The following is an 18747-nucleotide window of genomic DNA, read 5'->3' on the forward strand; positions in this document are numbered from 1 at the left end:
AAATCTGACTCTGACGCGGGATGGAGCAGCCCGGTAGCTCGTCAGGCTCATAACCTGAAGGTCGTAGGTTCAAATCCTACTCCCGCAACCAGCGTCAGAAAATCTCAGTACAGCCCGTTCAGACTACAATTGATCCACTGGATCAATTGCTTGACGTCTTCACCTCGTCAGGCTCATAACCTGAAGGTCGTAGGTTCAAATCCTACTCCCGCAACCAATACCCGCACAGCACGTTCGATCTACAAACACTCCACCCGACCGTTTGAAACTAGATCTCACATAATCAGATCAATAACCTGGGAGTCGACAATGCGATGTCTGGCGGCGTGATCTCACAAAAGTGCCATGGCAACAGGTGAGCTTGTGTCGGGCGCGTCTCCCTGAATGTGGATCGGTCAATGGTACGGTATCAATCCCGTTTAGAGGCGAACTATGCCAAGAGACCAGTACACGTTGTATCGCGCAGTGTCCGGTAGCAATTAGAACTGCGCAATCGTTCTGCACAGCGCGTCAAAGCGCCAGCTATTTAAGCAAATCTGTTGTTCGTTGACCGTTTCGAAGACTTTCCAGTTGTGGACGGCTTTCCCCGGGCCCAGCTGAGTCTGCATGAGTCATAACCTTACTGTCGTTGTCGTAGAGCAGAACCAAGATCGCGCATTTGCAATTGTCGACGCCTTGAAAGAGTCCGGAGACGTCGATGTCTTTGTCATTGGCAGCGTCTCGGGACTGGCGCGCAAGATTGCGACGCACAGCCCGGATATTGTTCTGATCGATATCGACAACCCATCCCGCGATATGCTGGAAGAATTGACGGTTGCATCCGGCCCGATGGAACGGCCCGTTGCAATGTTTGTATCAGGCGCAGCAGGTGGATTGGCCAAGGCGGCCGTAGAAGCTGGTGTATCGGCATATGTCGTGGATGGCCTTCAGGCCGATCGCGTCAAACCCGTCATAGATACGGCTATCGCTCGGTTTCAGATGCTACGCCAGATGCGTGTTGAATTGGAAGAAACGCGCCGCGCACTGGAAGAGCGCAAGCTGATCGATCGAGCCAAGGGCCTTATAATGAAGGCGAAAGGTCTGCAGGAGGATGAGGCCTACGCCCTGTTGCGTAAAACCGCGATGAACCAGAACCGACGCGTGGCTGACGTGGCCGAGGCCTTGGTGACAGCTTCGGGGTTGTTGTCATGAGAACGGTAACCCTGCCCGTGGCCTATATGCCTTTGGTTGATGCAGCACCTTTGATCGTCGCGCGCGAGATGGGGTTTGATCATGCCGAAGGCGTCTCGCTCGACCTGCGCCCGGCCCCGTCTTGGTCATCTCTGCGCGATATGCTGGCTTTTGGTCATGTTGACGCGGCACATCTGTTGTCGCCTGTCCCTGTGGCGATGGCCTTGGGATTGGGCGGCATTGCGACGCCGCTTTCTGCGGTCTCTGTTTTGTCGCTGAATGGCAACGTGATAGGTGTTGGGACCAAACTGGCGGGACGTCTAACCAATCTGGGATATGAATTTGACTTTGCAGATGCCAGGGGTGCAGGGACTGCGTTAGCAATGGCTGCGGGTGATGTTCTTGTCTTTGGTGTGCCCTTTCCATTTTCGATGCATGTCGAACTATTGCGCTATTGGGTTGCTGGAACCGGACTTGCATCGAAAAAAGTCGAAATCCGCACCGTGCCGCCACCATTGATGGCGCAGGCTCTGGCCAGCGGCGAGATTGATGCGTTTTGTGTGGGCGAGCCTTGGGGGTCCTTCGCCGTAGACGACAATGTTGGCACGTTGCTGCTGCCGGGCCGGGCGATATGGACCTGCGCACCGGAAAAGGTTCTGGCCGTCCGAAACGACTGGGCAGAAACCGAGCCGCACCTTTTAGGCAGCCTCATGCGGGCGGTCTGGCGCGCGGGGCGGTGGCTTTCCAATCCGGAAAGCCGGACAACCGCATCCGAGATGCTGTCGCGCAAAACCTATCTAGGTGTTTCTGCCGAATTGATCGACCGTGCCCTTCTGGGACAATTCGGGATCTCCGCGCGTGGAGAGCATCGCCATGTTGATGGGTTTGTCGAGTTTTTCGAAGGAGCCGCCACCTTTCCATGGCGTAGTCAGGCAAAATGGATCGCGCATCAACTCGCAATTCGCAACGGGCTGGACATTGGTACTGCTGAACGTCAGGCCGCAAAAGTGTTTCGCAGCGATCTCTATCGCCGCGAATTGCAGGGGCTGGGCGTCGAAACTCCTGGTGCATCCGAAAAACTGGAAGGCGCTTTGGCCGAGTCAACGGCTGCAGCGTCGGTCAATGGCAGTCTGATTCTGCCTCAGAACGTGTTTTTCGACCGGCGCATTTTCGAGCCGACGGGGTGATGTTGCCTAAAATTTCCGCATTGCAGCATTGAATTACGCTGCAATGCGGAAAACTTGGCGCCGACATCGCTAAAACGGATGACGCCCGGAAACGCAACTGCCTTAATAAATCCATCGACGGGCAACGACGCCCGCTGACGGAATTCGCCCGCATCAGGGCACTAAGCAAGAGCAAAGCCGCTCGACCAACCGCCAACTCCTCCCGGCGGTGTGTGTCGGCGGCTTTTTTGTTTGCCCAACGGGTTGGGCTTTACCGAAAGGGAACGCGATGAAAAACCTACTTCTGAGTCTGGCGGCGACTACGGCGCTTGTGTCTCCGGCATTGGCTGAGCTGGAGCTGGAAAAAGACGAGTTGACCTTTGGCTTTATCAAATTGACTGACATGGCGCCGCTCGCGGTGGCGTACGAGCAGGGGTATTTTCTGGACGAAGGTCTGTTTGTCACATTGGAAGCTCAAGCCAATTGGAAGGTTTTGTTGGATGGTGTGATCGGCGGGCAGTTGGATGGGGCGCATATGCTGGCCGGACAGCCTTTGGCCGCGACCATCGGGTACGGAACCGAAGCCCATATCATCACGCCATTTTCGATGGATCTGAACGGCAATGGCATCACCGTCTCTAACGAGATCTGGGAAGAGATGAAGCCGAACATCCCGGTGATGGATGATGGCCGCCCACAGCATCCGATCAGCGCCGAGGCTCTGGCACCGGTTGTTGAGAAGTACAAATCCGAAGGCAAGCCCTTTAACATGGGCATGGTTTTCCCCGTTTCGACGCACAATTATGAACTGCGCTATTGGCTGGCGGCGGGCGGGTTGCATCCGGGATTCTACAGCCCCGAAAACGTTACCGGTCAGATCGGCGCGGATGTGTTCCTGTCGGTGACGCCTCCGCCGCAGATGCCGGCCACGTTGGAGGCCGGTACGATCTATGGTTACTGCGTGGGCGAGCCGTGGAACCAGCAGGCCGTGTTCAAGGGTATCGGTGTACCGGTCATCACCGATTATGAGCTTTGGAAGAACAACCCTGAAAAGGTCTTTGGTATCACAGCCGAGTTTGCCGAGGAATTTCCGAACACCACTCTGGCAGTGACCAAAGCGCTGATCCGCGCGGCGCAGTGGTTGGATGAAAATGACAACGCCAACCGCCCGGAAGCGGTCGAAATCCTGAGTCGCGCGGAATATGTGGGCGCGGATTATGACGTCATCGCCAACTCGATGACCGGTACCTTTGAATACGAGAAAGGCGACAAGCGCGAGGTTCCCGATTTTAATGTGTTCTTCCGCTACAACGCGACCTATCCGTTCTACTCGGACGCCGTTTGGTACCTGACCCAGATGCGCCGCTGGGGTCAGATCGCCGAGGCCAAGCCGGACAGCTGGTATGACGAAGTGGCCAAGTCGGTCTACAAGCCCGAGATCTACCTCGAAGCCGCGCGTCTGCTGGTTGACGAAGGGCTGGCGAACGAGGCTGATTTCCCTTGGGACAGCGACGGCTACAAAGCCCCAACCCCGGCCGAAGATATCATCGACGGTATCGCCTATGACGGCCGCACGCCAAACGCCTATCTCGAAAGCCTGTCCATCGGGCTGAAGGGCGAGCAGAAGATCGTCGGTTCCGACGTACAAGGCTAACCCCCCAAACGCCGCGCCCGGCCTTCGTCGGGCGCGGACCCCAAAGTGCCCCGCCATCGCAAGGACACATCAGATGACAACGGTCGATCCCGAATTCAACGCAGACCCCGCCCAAGAGGCACGCCGCGCCCGCCTTTTCACTCGCATCAACGCAGCCGATAAGTGGTTCCAGGTTCTGGGTCTCAGCTGGGCCACGCCCGTCCTGAAAGCCGCCGCAGGGGACAACCCACGCGCCCAGATGGTCGAGATCTGGCGCTTGCTGATCGTTCCCCTTCTGTCGATCTTCGCCTTCCTGCTGCTGTGGGGTACGCTGGCACCCAAGGTGCAAACCTCTCTCGGCGCGGTTCCGGGGCCGACGCAGGTTTGGGCGGAAATGGTCAGCCTGAACGAGGATGCCAAGGCCAAAGCGGCAAAACGCGCCAAGTTCGAGGCAATGGTCGAGACGCGCAATCAAAAGTTCATTGATGCCGGACAGCCGGAGAAAGTGAAAGACGTTGCCTTCACCGGTGCTCCGACCTATTACCAGCAAATCTGGACCTCAATCAAAACCGTGTTTTTTGGGTTTCTGATCGCCACCGTTATTGCGGTCCCGCTGGGCATCGCGGCGGGCCTGTCTCCGACAGCAAATGCGGCGCTGAACCCGCTGATCCAGATCTTCAAACCGGTCTCGCCTCTGGCCTGGTTGCCGATCGTAACCATGATCGTCTCGGCCGTTTACGTCACCAACGACGGCTGGTTTGCGAAGTCCTTCCTGATCTCGGCCATCACCGTAACTTTGTGTTCGCTGTGGCCCACATTGATTAACACGGCGCTGGGTGTGGCGTCGATCGACAAGGATTTGGTGAACGTCTCCAAGGTTCTGAAAATGAACACCTATACCAAGATCACCAAGCTGGTGCTGCCTTCGGCCTTGCCGTTGATCTTCACCGGTCTGCGCCTGTCGCTTGGTGTTGGCTGGATGGTCCTGATCGCCGCGGAAATGCTGGCGCAAAACCCGGGTTTGGGCAAGTTTGTCTGGGATGAGTTCCAGAACGGCTCCTCCAGTTCCTTGGCCAAGATCATGGTTGCTGTCTTTACCATCGGCATCATCGGCTTCCTGCTGGACCGGGTGATGTACGCGCTGCAATCCCTCTTCACTTTCACGAATAACCGGTGAGCGCGATGAGCATACTAAGCTTTAAAAACGCCTCTAAATCCTTTGGCGAAGGCACCGCGCGCGCGGATGTGCTGAATGGCATCGATCTGGACGTGCAAGAGGGCGAGTTTCTGGTGATCCTCGGATTCTCGGGTACCGGTAAGACGACCCTGATCAACCTGATGGCCGGTCTTGATAGTCCGACCAGCGGTGAGGTCACGTTCAAAGGCGCCCCGATCAAGGGCCCCGGCCCGGAGCGCGGGGTGATCTTTCAAAACTACTCGCTGATGCCCTGGCTGACGGTCAGCGGTAACGTAGGGCTGGCGGTTGATACGGTCTTTCCCAGCCTCAACAAGGCGGAGAAGGCCGAGAAGGTTGCGCGTTACGTGCAGATGGTGGGTCTCAGCCATGCCGCGACGCGCCGCCCGGCGGAACTGTCCGGCGGGATGCGTCAGCGAGTCAACGTGGCGCGGGCGCTGTCGATGAACCCCGAAGTTCTGCTGCTGGATGAGCCTCTGTCCGCGCTCGACGCTTTGACCCGCGCCAATCTGGCGGATGAGATCGAACACATCTGGGAGGCCGACAAGAAGACCTGTGTGCTGATCACCAACGACGTGGATGAAGCAATCATTCTGGCCGACCGTATCATTGCGCTGAACCCGGATGGGACGCTGGGGCAGGAGTTCCCTGTGTCGATCCCGCGACCGCGTGACCGGGGCGCAATGAACAACGATGAGGTCTTCAAACGCCTGCGCGCCGACGTCACCAAATACCTGATGGATGTGGGGATCGAGGCTAAGGTCGAAGGCTCGCGTATTCTGCCCGATGTCACGCCGATCCATGGCGTACCCACTGCGGTGGCCGACGCACAGAAGGGGATGATCGAAAACCGGTTCCTCGACTTTTCGCAATTGCACAAGGTGTATCCGACGCCCAAAGGCCCGCTGACTGTGGTTGAGGATTTTGACCTGAAGATCGATAAGGGCGAATTCATCTCGCTGATCGGCCATTCCGGCTGTGGCAAATCAACGGTTCTGACAATGGCTGCCGGGCTGAACGACATCTCGAAAGGCGCGATCAAGCTGGATGGCCGCCATGTCGAAGGCGCGGATCCCGAACGTGCGGTGGTGTTTCAGTCGCCCAACCTGTTCCCGTGGCTCACCGCCAAAGAGAACGTCGCGATTGGCGTCGACAAGGTCTATCCCAAGGCCAGCATGTCCGAGCGGCAGGATGTCGTTGAATATTATCTGGAGCGCGTAGGCCTGGCCGATGCGATGGACAAATCCGCCTCGGACCTGTCGAACGGCATGAAACAGCGCGTCGGTATCGCGCGCGCCTTTGCCCTGTCACCCAAACTTTTGCTGCTGGATGAGCCTTTCGGGATGCTCGACAGCCTGACGCGCTGGGAGTTGCAGGAGGTTCTGATGGAGGTCTGGTCCCGCACCAAGGTGACCGCGATCTGCGTGACCCATGACGTGGATGAGGCGATCCTGCTGGCCGACCGGGTGGTGATGATGACCAACGGCCCACAAGCGACCATCGGCAAGATCACCAAGGTCGATCTGCCGCGCCCAAGGACACGCAAGGCTCTGTTGGAGCACCCGGATTATTACGCCTACCGGCAGGAAGTTCTCGACTTCCTTGAAGAATACGAACACGGCGCCAAGCCGAAATCGCCCACCCCAAAGGCGATTGCAGCGGAGTGAAACCATGAAACAAAGACTTGTTGTGATCGGCGCTGGGATGGCCTCGGGTCGGGTGCTGGAGCATCTGACTGACGCTGCCCCGGACGCGTTCGATATCACCCTTTTCAACGCCGAACCGCGTGGGAACTATAACCGCATCATGCTCAGCCCGGTTCTTTCGGGTGAAAAGACCTATGACGAGATTGTCACCCATGACGACGCTTGGTACACCGAGCGCGGCATCGCCTGCCGGTTTGGCGAGACGGTCGAAAAGATCGACCGCGAGATGAAGGTGGTCGAAGGCGCGAACGGGCATGTGCCCTATGACAAGCTGGTCATCGCGACGGGGTCGAACCCGTTCATCATCCCTTTGCCGGGGCATGGTCTGGATGGTGTGATCGCTTATCGCGATCTCGAAGATACGCAACAGATGATGGGCATGGGGCCGGACAACAAAGTCGTCGTGATCGGTGGCGGTTTGCTGGGGCTCGAGGCCGCTGCGGGGATGGCCGCGCATGGTGTTGACGTCACCGTCGTCCACATAATGGGCCACCTGATGGAGCGTCAACTGGACGAGGCCGCAGGCTATCTGCTGAAGAAATCGCTGGAAGGCAAAGGCATCAAGATCTGCCTGCAGGCGAATTCCAAGGAAGTTCTGGGGCAAGATGGCAAGGTCCGCGCACTGCTGTTGGATGACGGGACCGAGCTGCCCTGTGACCTGCTGGTTATGGCGGTAGGTATCCGCCCTAACACGGCGCTTGCGCAAGCGGCCGGGCTGGCCACCGGGCGTGGTATCCATGTGGATGATCAGATGTTGACCTCGGACCCGGGTGTCTATGCTGTCGGCGAATGCGTGGAACATGACGGGGCGGTCTTTGGCCTTGTCGCGCCGCTTTATGATCAGGCGAAAGTGGCGGCGCAGGCGCTGTTGGGCGAAGACGCCGCATTCGCGCAGAAAACCCTCTCGACCAAGCTGAAGGTCACGGGCTGCGATCTGTTCAGTGCCGGCGATTTCGCTGACGGGCCGGGGCGTGAAGACATCGTCTTTCGCGACCCTTCGCGCGGCGTCTACAAGCGCCTCGTAATCGAAGAGGATCGGTTGATTGGCGCAGTCATGTATGGCGACACCGCCGATGGCAGCTGGTTCTTTGGCCTGATCAAGGACGGCACCAGCATCGAAGACATGCGTGAGACGCTGATCTTCGGCCCGGCCTATCAGGGGGGCGACACCGTGGACCCTCTCTCAGCCGTTGTAGCATTGCCGCCTGAGGCGGAGATTTGCGGCTGCAACGGCGTATGCAAGGGAGATATCATTGAGGCGATCAACACAGGGGCCAATGATTTGGGCGCAGTGCGTGCATGCACCAAGGCCAGTGCTTCCTGCGGGACATGCACCGGGCTGGTCGAACAGGTATTGCAGGTTACTCTGGGCGACGACTTCCAAATACCGGCCGCGCAACCGATCTGCGGTTGCACCGATCTGACGCACGAAGATGTGCGTCGTTTGATCAAGGGGCAGGAATTGAAAAGCCAGGCCGCTGTCTGGCAGGAACTCGGCTGGACCACGCCCAACGGCTGCCATGTGTGCCGCCCGGCGATCAACTATTACCTGCTGGCGGATTGGCCGCTTGAGTATCAAGACGACCCGCAAAGCCGCTTCGTCAATGAACGCAAGCACGCGAACATCCAAAAGGACGGCACATTCAGTGTCGTGCCCCGCATGTGGGGAGGGATCACCACACCCGAAGAGCTGCGCGCCATTGCCAATGCTGCCGACAAGTACAACGTGCCAACCGTCAAAGTCACTGGCGGTCAGCGCATCGACCTGCTGGGCGTAAAGGGTGAGGACCTGCCTGCGATCTGGTCGGATCTGAACAAGGCCGGTCTGGTCTCGGGCCACGCTTATTCCAAGGGTCTGCGCACGGTCAAAACCTGCGTCGGCACGGATCATTGCCGGTTTGGCACACAAGACAGCACCGGGCTGGGGATCAAGCTGGAGAAAATCCTGTGGGGGTCGTGGACGCCGCACAAGCTGAAGCTGGCCGTATCCGGGTGCCCGCGCAACTGCGCCGAGGCGACGTGCAAGGATATTGGCGTCGTCTGCGTGGATTCGGGCTTTCAGATCAGCATCGGCGGTGCCGCTGGTATGGATGTGAAAGAGACCCAACTGTTGTGCCAAGTCCCCACCGAAGACGAGGCGATCGAGGTCGTGATGGCCGTCACCCAAGCCTACCGCGAGGGCGGCAAGTATCTGGATCGCCTGTATAAATGGTTGGGCAAGGTTGGCATGGACTGGGTCAAAGCTCAGGTCGTGGACGATCTTGAAAACCGCGCTGCTTTGGTCGCCCGGTTCGAACTGTCGCAATGCATCTACCGCAAAGACCCGTGGGCCGAACACGTCAAAGAAAAAGCGCGGACCTACGCGCCGATTGCAGATTTCACATTGGAGGCCGCGGAATGAGCTGGATCGACATCGGACATATCGACGAGGTGCCGTTGCGTGGGGCTCGGTTGGTGAAAACTCATATCGGTTGTATTGCCGTGTTCCGCACGGCAGAGGCCGAGGTGTTTGCGGCGACCAATAGCTGCCCGCACAAGGGTGGGCCTTTGTCCGAAGGTATCGTGCACGGCCAGTCGGTCACTTGCCCGCTGCACAACTGGGTCTTTGACCTGAATACAGGTGAAGCAAAAGGCGCAGATGATGGCCGGATCACCACATATTCTGTGCGTCTTGAAGACGGTCGTATTCTGCTGGACGACAGCGCCGTGACCCGACGGAGTGCGGCCTGATGGACGGAACCGGCCTGCCCGAGGTCCGTTCGACCTGTGCATATTGCGGGGTTGGCTGCGGTGTCCTGCTGCGCCCCGACGGTGCAGGCGGGTTAACCGTCGACGGTGATCCCGACCATCCGGCAAACTACGGTCGCTTGTGTTCCAAGGGATTGTCTTTGGGAGAAACTGTTGGGCTGGACCATCGCTTGCTGGCTCCTCGTGTGTTTGGACGGAACGCTAAATGGGACGAGGCGTTGCAGTTGGTCGCAGATCGGTTTTCGTCCACCATAGCCAAACATGGTCCAGACAGCGTGGCATTCTATGTCTCCGGGCAATTGCTCACCGAAGACTACTATGTCGCCAACAAGCTGATGAAAGGTTTCATCGGGTCTGCCAATATCGACACCAATTCCAGACTTTGCATGGCATCCACCGTCGCGGGGCATAAGCGCGCCTTTGGAACAGATACTGTGCCGGGAACCTACGAGGATCTAGATCAGGCTGATCTGGTTGTTCTGGTCGGGTCGAACCTCGCGTGGTGTCATCCCGTTCTCTACCAGCGGATTCTGGCTGCGCGACAGGCACGTGGCACCAGAATCATCGTTGTCGATCCCCGTCGAACCGCAAGCTGCGATCAGGCCGATCTTCACCTGGCGCTAAACCCCGGCAGTGACGTTGCCCTGTTCAACGGTTTGCTGAAAAGAATCCACGAAAAGGGGCGGGTCGCGCCGGACTTCCTCACGCACACAGTTGGATTCTCGGAAACCCTGAACGCGGCCCAACAGGACGATGAGGCTGTAACGGGCCTTGATCCTTCCGAAATCAAAGCGTTCTGTAATCTTTGGCTGCGTTCCGAGCGAGTCGTTACCGTTTTCAGTCAGGGTGTGAACCAGTCATCAAGCGGGACGGACAAGGTAAACGCAATTCTGAATTGTCATCTGGCAACCGGTCGGATCGGGCGTGCAGGCATGGGGCCGTTTTCGGTAACGGGCCAACCCAACGCAATGGGCGGAAGAGAGGTCGGCGGACTTGCCAACACACTCGCGTGCCATTTGGACATCGAAAATGCAGACCATCGCGATGCGGTGCGTCGGTTCTGGGATGCCCCGGCCATTCCACAGAAACAAGGTTTAAAAGCGGTCGATCTATTTCGTGCGATTGAGACCGACCAGATCAAGGCGCTTTGGGTTGTTCATACAAACCCTGCCGCAACGATGCCGGACGCTGATCGAGTCCGAGCAGCGATTGAGCATTGCCCCTTCACCGTGGTCAGTGATGTTACCGATCGAACCGATACTGCAAGGGTTGCAGATGTGGTGCTGCCCGCAGCAGGGTGGGCGGAGAAAAGCGGCACGGTAACCAATTCGGACCGCACAATAAGTCGACAACGCGCGGTTTTGACACCGCCAGGACAAGCGCGGGCGGATTGGGATATTCTTGCCGAAGTGGGGCGTCGGATGGGCTGGACGAAGGCTTTCAGCTATGAATCTCCGGCGCAGATTTTTCGCGAATATGCAACGATGTCTTCGATAGCCAGATCCTTTGGCAAAGACTTCGATATTTCAGACTTTTCTGACCTCGATGACGAAGGTTATGAAGGGCTCAGCCCGACACGTTGGCCAATGGTATCGCGCACTGCAGACGGGCGGTTCTTCGGCGATGGGCAGTTTTTTCACCCCGACCACAAGGCGCGTTTTGTTCCGGTAACCCATACGCCGCTGAAAGCGGAAACATCGGCGCAATATCCATTTCTTTTGAACACGGGGCGAAATCGGGATCAGTGGCACACTATGACCCGGTCTGGCCTGTCGCCCCGTCTGTCGAGCCATCTCGCAGAGCCCTATGTCGATGTGAACCCCAATGATGCGCGTCGTCTGGGCCTCGTTTCCGCTGATTTGGTCGAGATCGGCAGCTCTGTTGGAAACGGTATCTATCGCCTTCACATCACCGACGCCGTGGCACCTGGCCAGGTGTTTGTGCCAATTCACTGGACCGGTGAAACGGCCCCGGCCGCCCGTGCCGATGCGCTTGTTCCAAGCGAAACTGACCCAATCTCGGGACAACCCGAGAGCAAGGCAACGGCTGTCTCTGTCAGACGTATGAATGCTGCCTGGTATGGGTTCGCAGTATCTGGCGTATCCATGTCACCCAAGGCAGCGTACTGGGCTACGGCCAAAACGGCAAACGGCTACAAGACGGAATTGGCGGGCTACAACATCCTCGACGATTGGGAACGCGCCGCCCGAGACTGGTTCGGCTTACCCAATGCGGCAGCCACGTCGGTCAAAGATGCAAAGCGTGGGTCATTCCGAATTGCATTTTCAGAAGGCCAGCGCGTGTTGGCGGCGCTCTTTGTTTCCCGTGAACCCATCAGGCTCATGCGAGAATACCTGGCAACTTTGCCCGAGGGCGAATTTCAACAGGTTTTGTCCGGTCGGACATCCGCAGATATCGAGGATTGCGGACCAATAATCTGTTCATGCTTCGGGGTTGGGGTAAAATCCATTGTCCGGGCAATTCAAGACGAACAGTTGACAGACGTGAACGAAATCGGAGCCGCCCTTCACGCTGGTACGAACTGTGGGTCATGCCGACCCGAGATTGCCACTTTGATCAATGCGCATTCGTCAGGGGCGAAAGCGACGTCCGAGGATTGCATGCAGAACCGGGTCGCGCAGGTGCGTTCAAACTCTGCAACAGAACCTGACCTCGCTTGACATCCCGGTCAGTCGATCAGGTGAACAGTTTCGCCGGAAACTATCGCCTGTTGTGCTGCTTGTCCCATTCTGACGGCCCAAAGACCGTCCTTCAAACTCACGTCAGGTTTGGCCTTTTGGCCACGGAGCATCGCAAGAAACCCTTCGTGCTGATAGTAGGTTGACCCATTGTGATCGCCCGCAGCCAACAGGGCAGCGTCAACAGGGACGTCCATTGTCATTGGTCCTTTGGGATTGCGCGGGCTCAGGATCACCTGCGGTAGCGGTGGTTCGCCCAGATGATCCGGCCAAAAGCGTCCCGGCCCGGGGACCAGCGCCTCAATTTTGGCGTCGGGGCCGACGGCCGATATCTCTTCCTGATAGCGAGAGCCTTCGGCAAACATGCAAAGCTCCAACATTGCGCGCGCGCCCGAGGCGAAATCGACGATGACATACCCGTGGTCCAGTATGTCCGGGGTTTCGCCTTGGTACACTTCATCCAGATGGTTGACGGCCTGTCCACCGCTTGCCGTTATGCGCACAGGGTTGGACTGAAGGATCAAGCGCATGAGATCGAAGAAGTGGCAGCACTTTTCGACGAAGGTACCGCCGGTATTTTGATTGAACCGGTTCCAGTTCCCAACCTTTTGCAGAAACGGAAAACGGTGCTCTCGGATAGACAGCATCTTTACACCGCCGGTCGCATTGGCCTTGTCGATCAAAGCGGCAATGGGCGGCATGTATCGGTACTCCATTGCAATCCAGATCGGGCAGGGGTAGTCGCGCTCGATCCGGGCCAACCGAGCCACATCCTGCGGGTCGGTACACAACGGTTTTTCCACCAACAGCGGTAGTGGCCGCGTCTCTGCCACTTGGCAGATCTGGTCTACATGCAGGTGATTTGGGCTTGCTATGATGATGCAATCCAAATCCTCGACCGCGAGAAGCGCCTTGACCGAGCCAACCATTGCAGCGTCTGGAGCAATTGCCTTGGCCGCCGCAGCCATTGCTGGATCAGGTTCGAAAATCGCCGATACGCGTGTCCCTTCCAGCAGGCCGATATTGTGCAAGTGTTCTTGCCCCATCATGCCGCATCCGATCAGCCCATAGTTGAGGGTCCGGGTCATGCACGTTTCCTTTTACTTCAAACGTTGGACATAGGTCGCCCGATCCGGGTCGAACCATGTTTTAGAGAATTCAACGGGTTCAGCGTTTTCCGACCAACTATACCGTTCAATGTATCCAACCGTTTGGCCTGCGCGTTTGGTAAAGGACGGTGGGGTCCATTCCGGAAGCGATGCGACAGAAACCCTGTCTTCAGCCCGCGTGATCCAAAACCCCAATTGGTGTTGGTAGTAGCGGTAAAGTGAGTCGGACAAGAGGTTCTGGTCGATCAGACCAACTGATTCGTCCAGCCAGATTTCTTCGACCGCGATGATTGTATCATTCAGATAGCGCATGCGGCGTACACGTGAGCCGCGGCGTGACGCTCCGAATTGCGGCAGATTGGATGGCTTGCCCAGATGGTCGACCGACAGGATATCCGCGCGCGGCAGGCCGCCCCCTTCAGGCAGTTCAAGCCTGAACATCGCATAAACGCTGTTCTGGGTTCCGGTTTCCCGGATGTAGTTGCCCGAGCCTTGAACGCGCTCAAGCATTCCTTTTTTTTCAAGCTCGGCAAGCGATTTCCGCAACGTCCCGACCGAGACTTTCAGCTCTGCTGCCAGCTCGCGTTCGGGTGGCAGGCGCTCGCCATCAATCAGCCGCCCCGCCGCGATGTCACGGATCAGCAGTTCCGCAATCTGGATGTACACCGGAAGTGCGTTGGGGTTTCGATTGGCAGTGGGCACGGTCAGTCGCTTCACTTGGTCGCGGGAAAAATTGATACACTATTGATCTACATCAAAGCGCTTGCTACGCAAGAGAAAAAGCAAATGCCGTGCGGAGACCGACTCAGATGACAATCGTCCCCATCACATCCCCCGATCTGGACGCGGCCGAGGTCTCGTGGTTTTCGGCGCTGTGCTCGGACGATTATCAGTTTCTGGGGGTGCCCGAGGGCGATCTGCGGTCCAGTTGGGATCATTGTTCCGCCATCGTGAAAGAGGCCGAGGCGCAGGGGTTTCGCAACATCCTGTGCCCGTCATCTTATCAGGTTGGTCAGGACACGCTGAGCTTTGTCGCCGGCTGCGCGCCGATCACCGACAAGATCAACCTTTTGGCCGCTGTGCGCTGCGGTGAGATGCAGCCCATCATGCTGGCCCGCACCATCGCGACGCTGGATCACATGCTGCAGGGGCGGCTGACGGTCAACATCATCTCATCCGATTTTCCCGGCGAGAAAGCCGACAGCGCCTTCCGCTATCAACGCTCACGCGAGGTTGTCGAAATTCTGAAACAGGCCTGGACGCGGGATGAGATCAATCACGCGGGCGAGGTCTATAATTTCTCGGGCCTGACCACCGATCCGGCCAAGCCCTATCAAACCGGCGGGCCGCTGTTGTATTTTGGCGGGTATTCTCCGTCAGCGCTGGATCTGTGTGGCGAGCATTGCGATGTCTATCTGATGTGGCCGGAAACCAAGGACCAACTGGCCGAGCGGATGAAGGCGGTTCATGCGGTGGCCGAGAATTACAACCGGACGCTGGATTACGGCCTGCGCGTTCACATGATCGTCCGCGATACCGAGGCCGAGGCGCAGGAATACGCGGATTACATCGTGTCCAAGCTGGACGACGAATATGGCCGGGCCATTCGTGAACGGGCGCTGGATTCGACCTCGCTGGGTGTGGCACATCAGGCCAAGAACCGTGATCTGGCGGATGAATATGGCTATGTCGAACCCGGTCTCTGGACCGGCGTTGGCCGCGCGCGGTCGGGCTGTGGGGCGGCGCTGGTCGGGTCAACTGATCAGGTCATGTCCAAGATTGAAGACTACCAAAAGATGGGCATCCGCGCCTTCATCTTCTCGGGCTATCCGCACATGGACGAGGCCAAGCACTTTGGCGCCCGCGTGATGCCGAACCTGAAAACCTGCTCGCTGCCCGAGGAATACGGACGCGTGCCCAAAACCACCCCGGCCACCCCGCTGGGCAACGGAGTGCGCCGCTGATGCAACGTGTAAAACTATCCGACACGCTGGAAATGAGCCGTCTGGTCTATGGCATGTGGCGCTTGGGCGATGATGAAGACACATCTGTGCGCCATGTCGAGGCAAAGATTCAGGCCTGTCTGGATCAGGGCATCACCACATTCGATCAGGCCGATATCTATGGCGGTTACGCGGCCGAGGCGGTTCTGGGCAACGCCCTGCGCGCCAATCCCGGCCTGCGGCAACGGATGGAGATTGTGACCAAATGCGACATCGTTGCGCCTGTGGGCCGATACGCGGATGCCAAGGTCAAATATTATGACACGTCGCGCGCGCATATCCTGAAATCGGTTGAAACCTCGCTGTCCGAAATGGCGGTTGACCATATCGACCTGCTGCTGATCCACCGCCCTGACCCCTTTATGGACCACCATGAAACCGGCGCTGCGCTGGACGAGGTTGTGGCCAGCGGCAAGGTCGGCGCGGTTGGCGTTTCTAACTTCCGCCCGTGGGATTGGACCCAGCTGCAATCAGCGACGAAGACCCAACTGGTCACCAACCAGATTGAAATTTCGCTGGGCGAAATCCGCCCCTTCACCAATGGCGATCTGGCGTTTCATCAACAGCATGGGCAGCCGGTGATGGCGTGGTCGCCGCTGGGTGGCGGGCTGCTGATGGCCGGGAACCCTCCGGTCGGTGTGGTCGCGGATGAGATCGCCGCGGAATTCGGAGTGGACAGGGCAGCGGTGGCCGTGGCCTTCCTTCTGGCCCATCCCGCAGGCATCCTGCCGGTGCTGGGCACCAACAATCTGGGCCGGATCAAACAGATCTCGGACGCTTTGAAAGTCAATCTGGATCGCGAGAGCTGGTATCGCCTCTATGAGGCGGCACTGGGCCATGAGGTACCATGATGAATGCAATCTCAAAGGACATGAACCATACGTTCATCCCGCATAAGGATGACACCCGCACCCTGCGCGACGCGTTTGGCCGCTTTGCCACTGGCGTGACGATCGTCACCTGCAACAGCACGGACGGCCCGGTCTGTATCACCGCAAACAGCTTCTCGTCGCTGTCGCTGGACCCGCCCCTGATCATGTGGGCCGGCGACCGTAATTCTCGCCGCTTCCCGTATTTCCACAAGGCACGCCATTTCAGTGTTCATGTGCTGTCGTCTGAGCAGGCCGAACTGTGCTTTGGCTGCTCGAAAGATGCTTTTGCCTTGCGCGACATTGCGCATGAGCGCTGCGAAAACGGAACGCCTTTGCTGTCGGATTGTCTGGCGCGGTTCGAATGCGAACAACATGCGTATCACGATGCGGGCGATCACGTTATTGTCGTGGGGAAAGTCCTTAAGGTTAGCATGGCGGATGGAGACGCGCTGACCTTTTATGCCGGGAAACTCGGCCAATTCGCGCAGCACTAAGCGCGTTCTGATGATCGCGGGACATACCCGCGACTGAACAAGGGAGGATCCGCATGGGCGGACTGGCATCGGTGCTGGCACCGATTGCATTCGTGAACGAAACCGTGCTGCGATTGGGCCGCGCGGTGGGTGTCGTTGCGATTGCACTCATGGTGATCGCGATCCTGATCCAGGTGTTCTTCCGGTATGTACTGGGTAATGCACTGCCCTGGCCGGATGAGGCCGCGCGGTTTTGTATGTTGTGGATGACTGGCCTGATGGCCCCCACTGCCTTTCGGCGGGGCGGTTTCGTTGCCATCGATATGTTGCAACGGTTTTTGCCGCGCATATTGGGTCTGTCTCTCAACCTGTTCCTTTTGCTGGTCTCACTGGCCGTCCTGATGGTTGCTGTCCGTATCGGTTGGTCAGAGGTCACGGGCTTTGGCGGCAGATTTGCCACGGCTGCGCTGTACTTGCCGACGTCTTTCGGGTTCGACGAATGGTATCGCATACCGCGCAGTTGGATGATGGCTTCGCTGCTGGTGGGGATCATCCTGATGATTTCGGTGAATATCGAACTGATCCTGCGGTCCATCGTCACGCTATTGGGTGGCGGTCACCTTCTGCCCGAAATTCCCGATGCTGCTGTGGGGGCCGAATAAATGCTGATCTGGTTCCTGCCCACCTTCTTGATTTTCCTGCTGATCGGCCTGCCGGTCTTTTTCGCCCTTTTGGCCGCGCCCGGTATCCTGCTGTGGCTGAACGGTCAAACCAACGACATCACGCTGCTGTATCGGAATGTCTATAACGGCATGGACAGCTTTCCGCTGATGGCGATCCCCTTCTTCATGCTGGCCGGAGAGCTGATGAATCGCGGTGGCATCACCATCCGCTTGGTCGAATTCAGCCAGGCCCTGATGGGCCACCTGCGCGGGGGTCTGGCCCATGTGAACGTCCTCAGCTCGATCCTGTTTGCGGGGCTTTCGGGGTCTGCCGTGGCCGACACGTCGGCGCTGGGGTCGATGCTGATCCCGGCGATGGAGAAACAGGGATATACCCGCAAATTCGCCGCCGCGATCACGGCGGCCAGTTCGGTGATCGGGCCGATCATTCCTCCTTCGGGCATTATGATCATCTATGCCTATGTCATGGGCGAAAGCGTTGCGGCGCTGTTTCTTGCGGGGATTGTGCCCGGTGTGATGGTCGGTGTCGGTCTGATGTTCATGATCAAACTGATGGCAGACCGCTATGATTTCCCCGTCGCCAGCCGCAAGTACACCTGGCCCGAGCGCCGCAAGGCCAGCCTCAAGGCATTCTTTCCACTGATGACGCCGGTCATCATTCTGGGCGGTATTCTGGGCGGTATCTTTACGCCCACCGAGGCCGCTGCCGTCGCTGTGGGCTACGCCTTTATCATCGGCTTCTTTGTCCTGCGCACGCTCACGTGGAAAGAAGTTCCAGAAGTGCTCAGCAATGCAGGCATGACATCGGCGGTCGTCCTGTTGCTGGTCGGCGCGGCGATGGCGTTCAAGACGGTTGTCAGCCTCAGCCATGCGCCGGAACAACTGGCCTCGCTGATCCTCAGCCTGTCGGAGAACCCTCTGATCCTGCTGTTCCTGATCAACCTGCTGCTGTTCATCGTCGGCATGTTTCTGGATGCAGGACCTGCGATCATCATCCTTGGTCCGATCCTTGGCCCCATCTTCACCAGCCTCGGCGTCGACCCGATCCATTTTGCCATCATCATGAGCGTCAACCTGACCGTCGGCCTCGCCACCCCGCCAATGGGCTTGGTGCTGTTCGTCGCCGCCGCTGTATCGCGCGAACGGGTCGAGACCATCGCCAAGGCGATCCTGCCGTTTCTGGCCGTTGAAATCATAGTGATCTTCCTGATCACCTATATCCCCGCACTGTCCATGACGATCCCGAGGATAACGGGATTTGCCAACTAACTGAGTTCCACAGGGAGGAAA

15 protein-coding genes and 1 tRNA gene are annotated in these 18747 nt (G+C 58.1%); 14 read left to right on the forward strand and 2 right to left on the reverse strand.

Going from position 1 to position 18747, the window contains the following annotated elements; genetic code table 11:
• Positions 1-14 precede the first annotated feature (14 nt).
• From ACR0L4_RS14420 to ACR0L4_RS14460, 9 genes are all read left to right on the forward strand, one after another.
• Positions 15-91 (forward strand) — tRNA-Met (locus ACR0L4_RS14420).
• 515 nt (positions 92-606) lie between these two features.
• A complete protein-coding gene (locus ACR0L4_RS14425; RefSeq protein WP_170752543.1) occupies positions 607-1191 on the forward strand; it encodes an ANTAR domain-containing protein in 585 nt (194 codons plus the stop codon).
• The gene (locus ACR0L4_RS14430; protein ID WP_480513688.1) at positions 1188-2357 is read left to right on the forward strand and encodes an ABC transporter substrate-binding protein; all 1170 of its coding nucleotides are present in this window, start codon (positions 1188-1190) and stop codon (positions 2355-2357) included. Before ACR0L4_RS14425 ends, ACR0L4_RS14430 begins: the two co-directional genes overlap by 4 nt.
• Before the next feature lie 268 nt (positions 2358-2625).
• On the forward strand, positions 2626-3990 hold the full coding sequence (locus ACR0L4_RS14435) for a CmpA/NrtA family ABC transporter substrate-binding protein (RefSeq protein WP_480513690.1): 1365 nt from the start codon (positions 2626-2628) through the stop codon (positions 3988-3990).
• Between the two features lie 73 nt (positions 3991-4063).
• A complete protein-coding gene (locus ACR0L4_RS14440; RefSeq protein ID WP_480513692.1) occupies positions 4064-5146 on the forward strand; it encodes an ABC transporter permease in 1083 nt (360 codons plus the stop codon).
• 5 nt (positions 5147-5151) lie between these two features.
• Positions 5152-6831, forward strand: coding sequence for an ABC transporter ATP-binding protein (locus tag ACR0L4_RS14445; RefSeq protein WP_170752520.1), 1680 nt, complete (start codon positions 5152-5154; stop codon positions 6829-6831).
• 4 nt (positions 6832-6835) lie between these two features.
• Complete coding sequence (gene nirB / locus ACR0L4_RS14450) at positions 6836-9271, forward strand: nitrite reductase large subunit NirB (protein ID WP_480513695.1); 2436 nt, start codon at positions 6836-6838, stop codon at positions 9269-9271.
• Positions 9268-9600 carry a nitrite reductase small subunit NirD gene (gene nirD, locus ACR0L4_RS14455; RefSeq protein ID WP_170752516.1) on the forward strand — a complete coding sequence of 111 codons (333 nt, stop codon included), beginning with the start codon at positions 9268-9270 and terminating at the stop codon, positions 9598-9600. Before nirB ends, nirD begins: the two co-directional genes overlap by 4 nt.
• Positions 9600-12299 (forward strand): molybdopterin-dependent oxidoreductase, encoded by a 2700-nt coding sequence (locus tag ACR0L4_RS14460; protein WP_480513697.1) that lies wholly within the window; start codon positions 9600-9602, stop codon positions 12297-12299. Before nirD ends, ACR0L4_RS14460 begins: the two co-directional genes overlap by 1 nt.
• 8 nt (positions 12300-12307) lie before the next feature.
• Here ACR0L4_RS14460 and ACR0L4_RS14465 read toward each other — a convergent pair whose 3' ends face one another.
• Both ACR0L4_RS14465 and ACR0L4_RS14470 read right to left on the reverse strand, forming a co-directional pair.
• The gene (locus tag ACR0L4_RS14465) at positions 12308-13405 is read right to left on the reverse strand and encodes a Gfo/Idh/MocA family protein (protein ID WP_480513699.1); all 1098 of its coding nucleotides are present in this window, start codon (positions 13403-13405) and stop codon (positions 12308-12310) included.
• A gap of 12 nt (positions 13406-13417) precedes the next feature.
• Positions 13418-14128, reverse strand: coding sequence for a GntR family transcriptional regulator (locus tag ACR0L4_RS14470; protein ID WP_480513701.1), 711 nt, complete (start codon positions 14126-14128; stop codon positions 13418-13420).
• A 107-nt stretch (positions 14129-14235) separates the two neighbouring features.
• On the opposite strand from ACR0L4_RS14470, the gene ACR0L4_RS14475 reads away from it, so the two are divergent.
• From ACR0L4_RS14475 to ACR0L4_RS14495, 5 genes are read left to right on the forward strand one after another with little or no spacing between them, the layout of a single operon-like run.
• Entirely contained in the window at positions 14236-15390 is a 1155-nt protein-coding gene (locus ACR0L4_RS14475; RefSeq protein WP_480513703.1) for an LLM class flavin-dependent oxidoreductase, read from the forward strand.
• Complete coding sequence (locus ACR0L4_RS14480; RefSeq protein WP_480513705.1) at positions 15390-16280, forward strand: aldo/keto reductase; 891 nt, start codon at positions 15390-15392, stop codon at positions 16278-16280. Before ACR0L4_RS14475 ends, ACR0L4_RS14480 begins: the two co-directional genes overlap by 1 nt.
• A complete protein-coding gene (locus tag ACR0L4_RS14485) occupies positions 16280-16795 on the forward strand; it encodes a flavin reductase family protein (RefSeq protein ID WP_170752506.1) in 516 nt (171 codons plus the stop codon). The genes ACR0L4_RS14480 and ACR0L4_RS14485 overlap by 1 nt, the downstream gene beginning before the upstream one ends.
• A 53-nt stretch (positions 16796-16848) precedes the next feature.
• Positions 16849-17436, forward strand: coding sequence for a TRAP transporter small permease (locus ACR0L4_RS14490; protein WP_480513707.1), 588 nt, complete (start codon positions 16849-16851; stop codon positions 17434-17436).
• Positions 17437-18726 (forward strand): TRAP transporter large permease, encoded by a 1290-nt coding sequence (locus tag ACR0L4_RS14495; protein ID WP_170752503.1) that lies wholly within the window; start codon positions 17437-17439, stop codon positions 18724-18726.
• Positions 18727-18747: the final 21 nt, after the last annotated feature.

This window comes from Ruegeria sp. AB5 (assembly GCF_056542645.1).

Coding starts and splice junctions, on each gene's coding strand:
- ACR0L4_RS14445 (WP_170752520.1), top strand. CDS start 5,152: ATGAGCATACTAAGCTTTAAAAACGCCTCTAAATCCTTTGGCGAAGGC.
- ACR0L4_RS14495 (WP_170752503.1), top strand. CDS start 17,437: ATGCTGATCTGGTTCCTGCCCACCTTCTTGATTTTCCTGCTGATCGGC.
- ACR0L4_RS14475 (WP_480513703.1), top strand. CDS start 14,236: ATGACAATCGTCCCCATCACATCCCCCGATCTGGACGCGGCCGAGGTC.
- ACR0L4_RS14485 (WP_170752506.1), top strand. CDS start 16,280: ATGAATGCAATCTCAAAGGACATGAACCATACGTTCATCCCGCATAAG.
- nirB (WP_480513695.1), top strand. CDS start 6,836: ATGAAACAAAGACTTGTTGTGATCGGCGCTGGGATGGCCTCGGGTCGG.
- ACR0L4_RS14430 (WP_480513688.1), top strand. CDS start 1,188: ATGAGAACGGTAACCCTGCCCGTGGCCTATATGCCTTTGGTTGATGCA.
- ACR0L4_RS14425 (WP_170752543.1), top strand. CDS start 607: ATGAGTCATAACCTTACTGTCGTTGTCGTAGAGCAGAACCAAGATCGC.
- ACR0L4_RS14435 (WP_480513690.1), top strand. CDS start 2,626: ATGAAAAACCTACTTCTGAGTCTGGCGGCGACTACGGCGCTTGTGTCT.
- ACR0L4_RS14465 (WP_480513699.1), bottom strand. CDS start 13,405: ATGACCCGGACCCTCAACTATGGGCTGATCGGATGCGGCATGATGGGG.
- ACR0L4_RS14490 (WP_480513707.1), top strand. CDS start 16,849: ATGGGCGGACTGGCATCGGTGCTGGCACCGATTGCATTCGTGAACGAA.
- ACR0L4_RS14440 (WP_480513692.1), top strand. CDS start 4,064: ATGACAACGGTCGATCCCGAATTCAACGCAGACCCCGCCCAAGAGGCA.
- ACR0L4_RS14460 (WP_480513697.1), top strand. CDS start 9,600: ATGGACGGAACCGGCCTGCCCGAGGTCCGTTCGACCTGTGCATATTGC.
- nirD (WP_170752516.1), top strand. CDS start 9,268: ATGAGCTGGATCGACATCGGACATATCGACGAGGTGCCGTTGCGTGGG.
- ACR0L4_RS14480 (WP_480513705.1), top strand. CDS start 15,390: ATGCAACGTGTAAAACTATCCGACACGCTGGAAATGAGCCGTCTGGTC.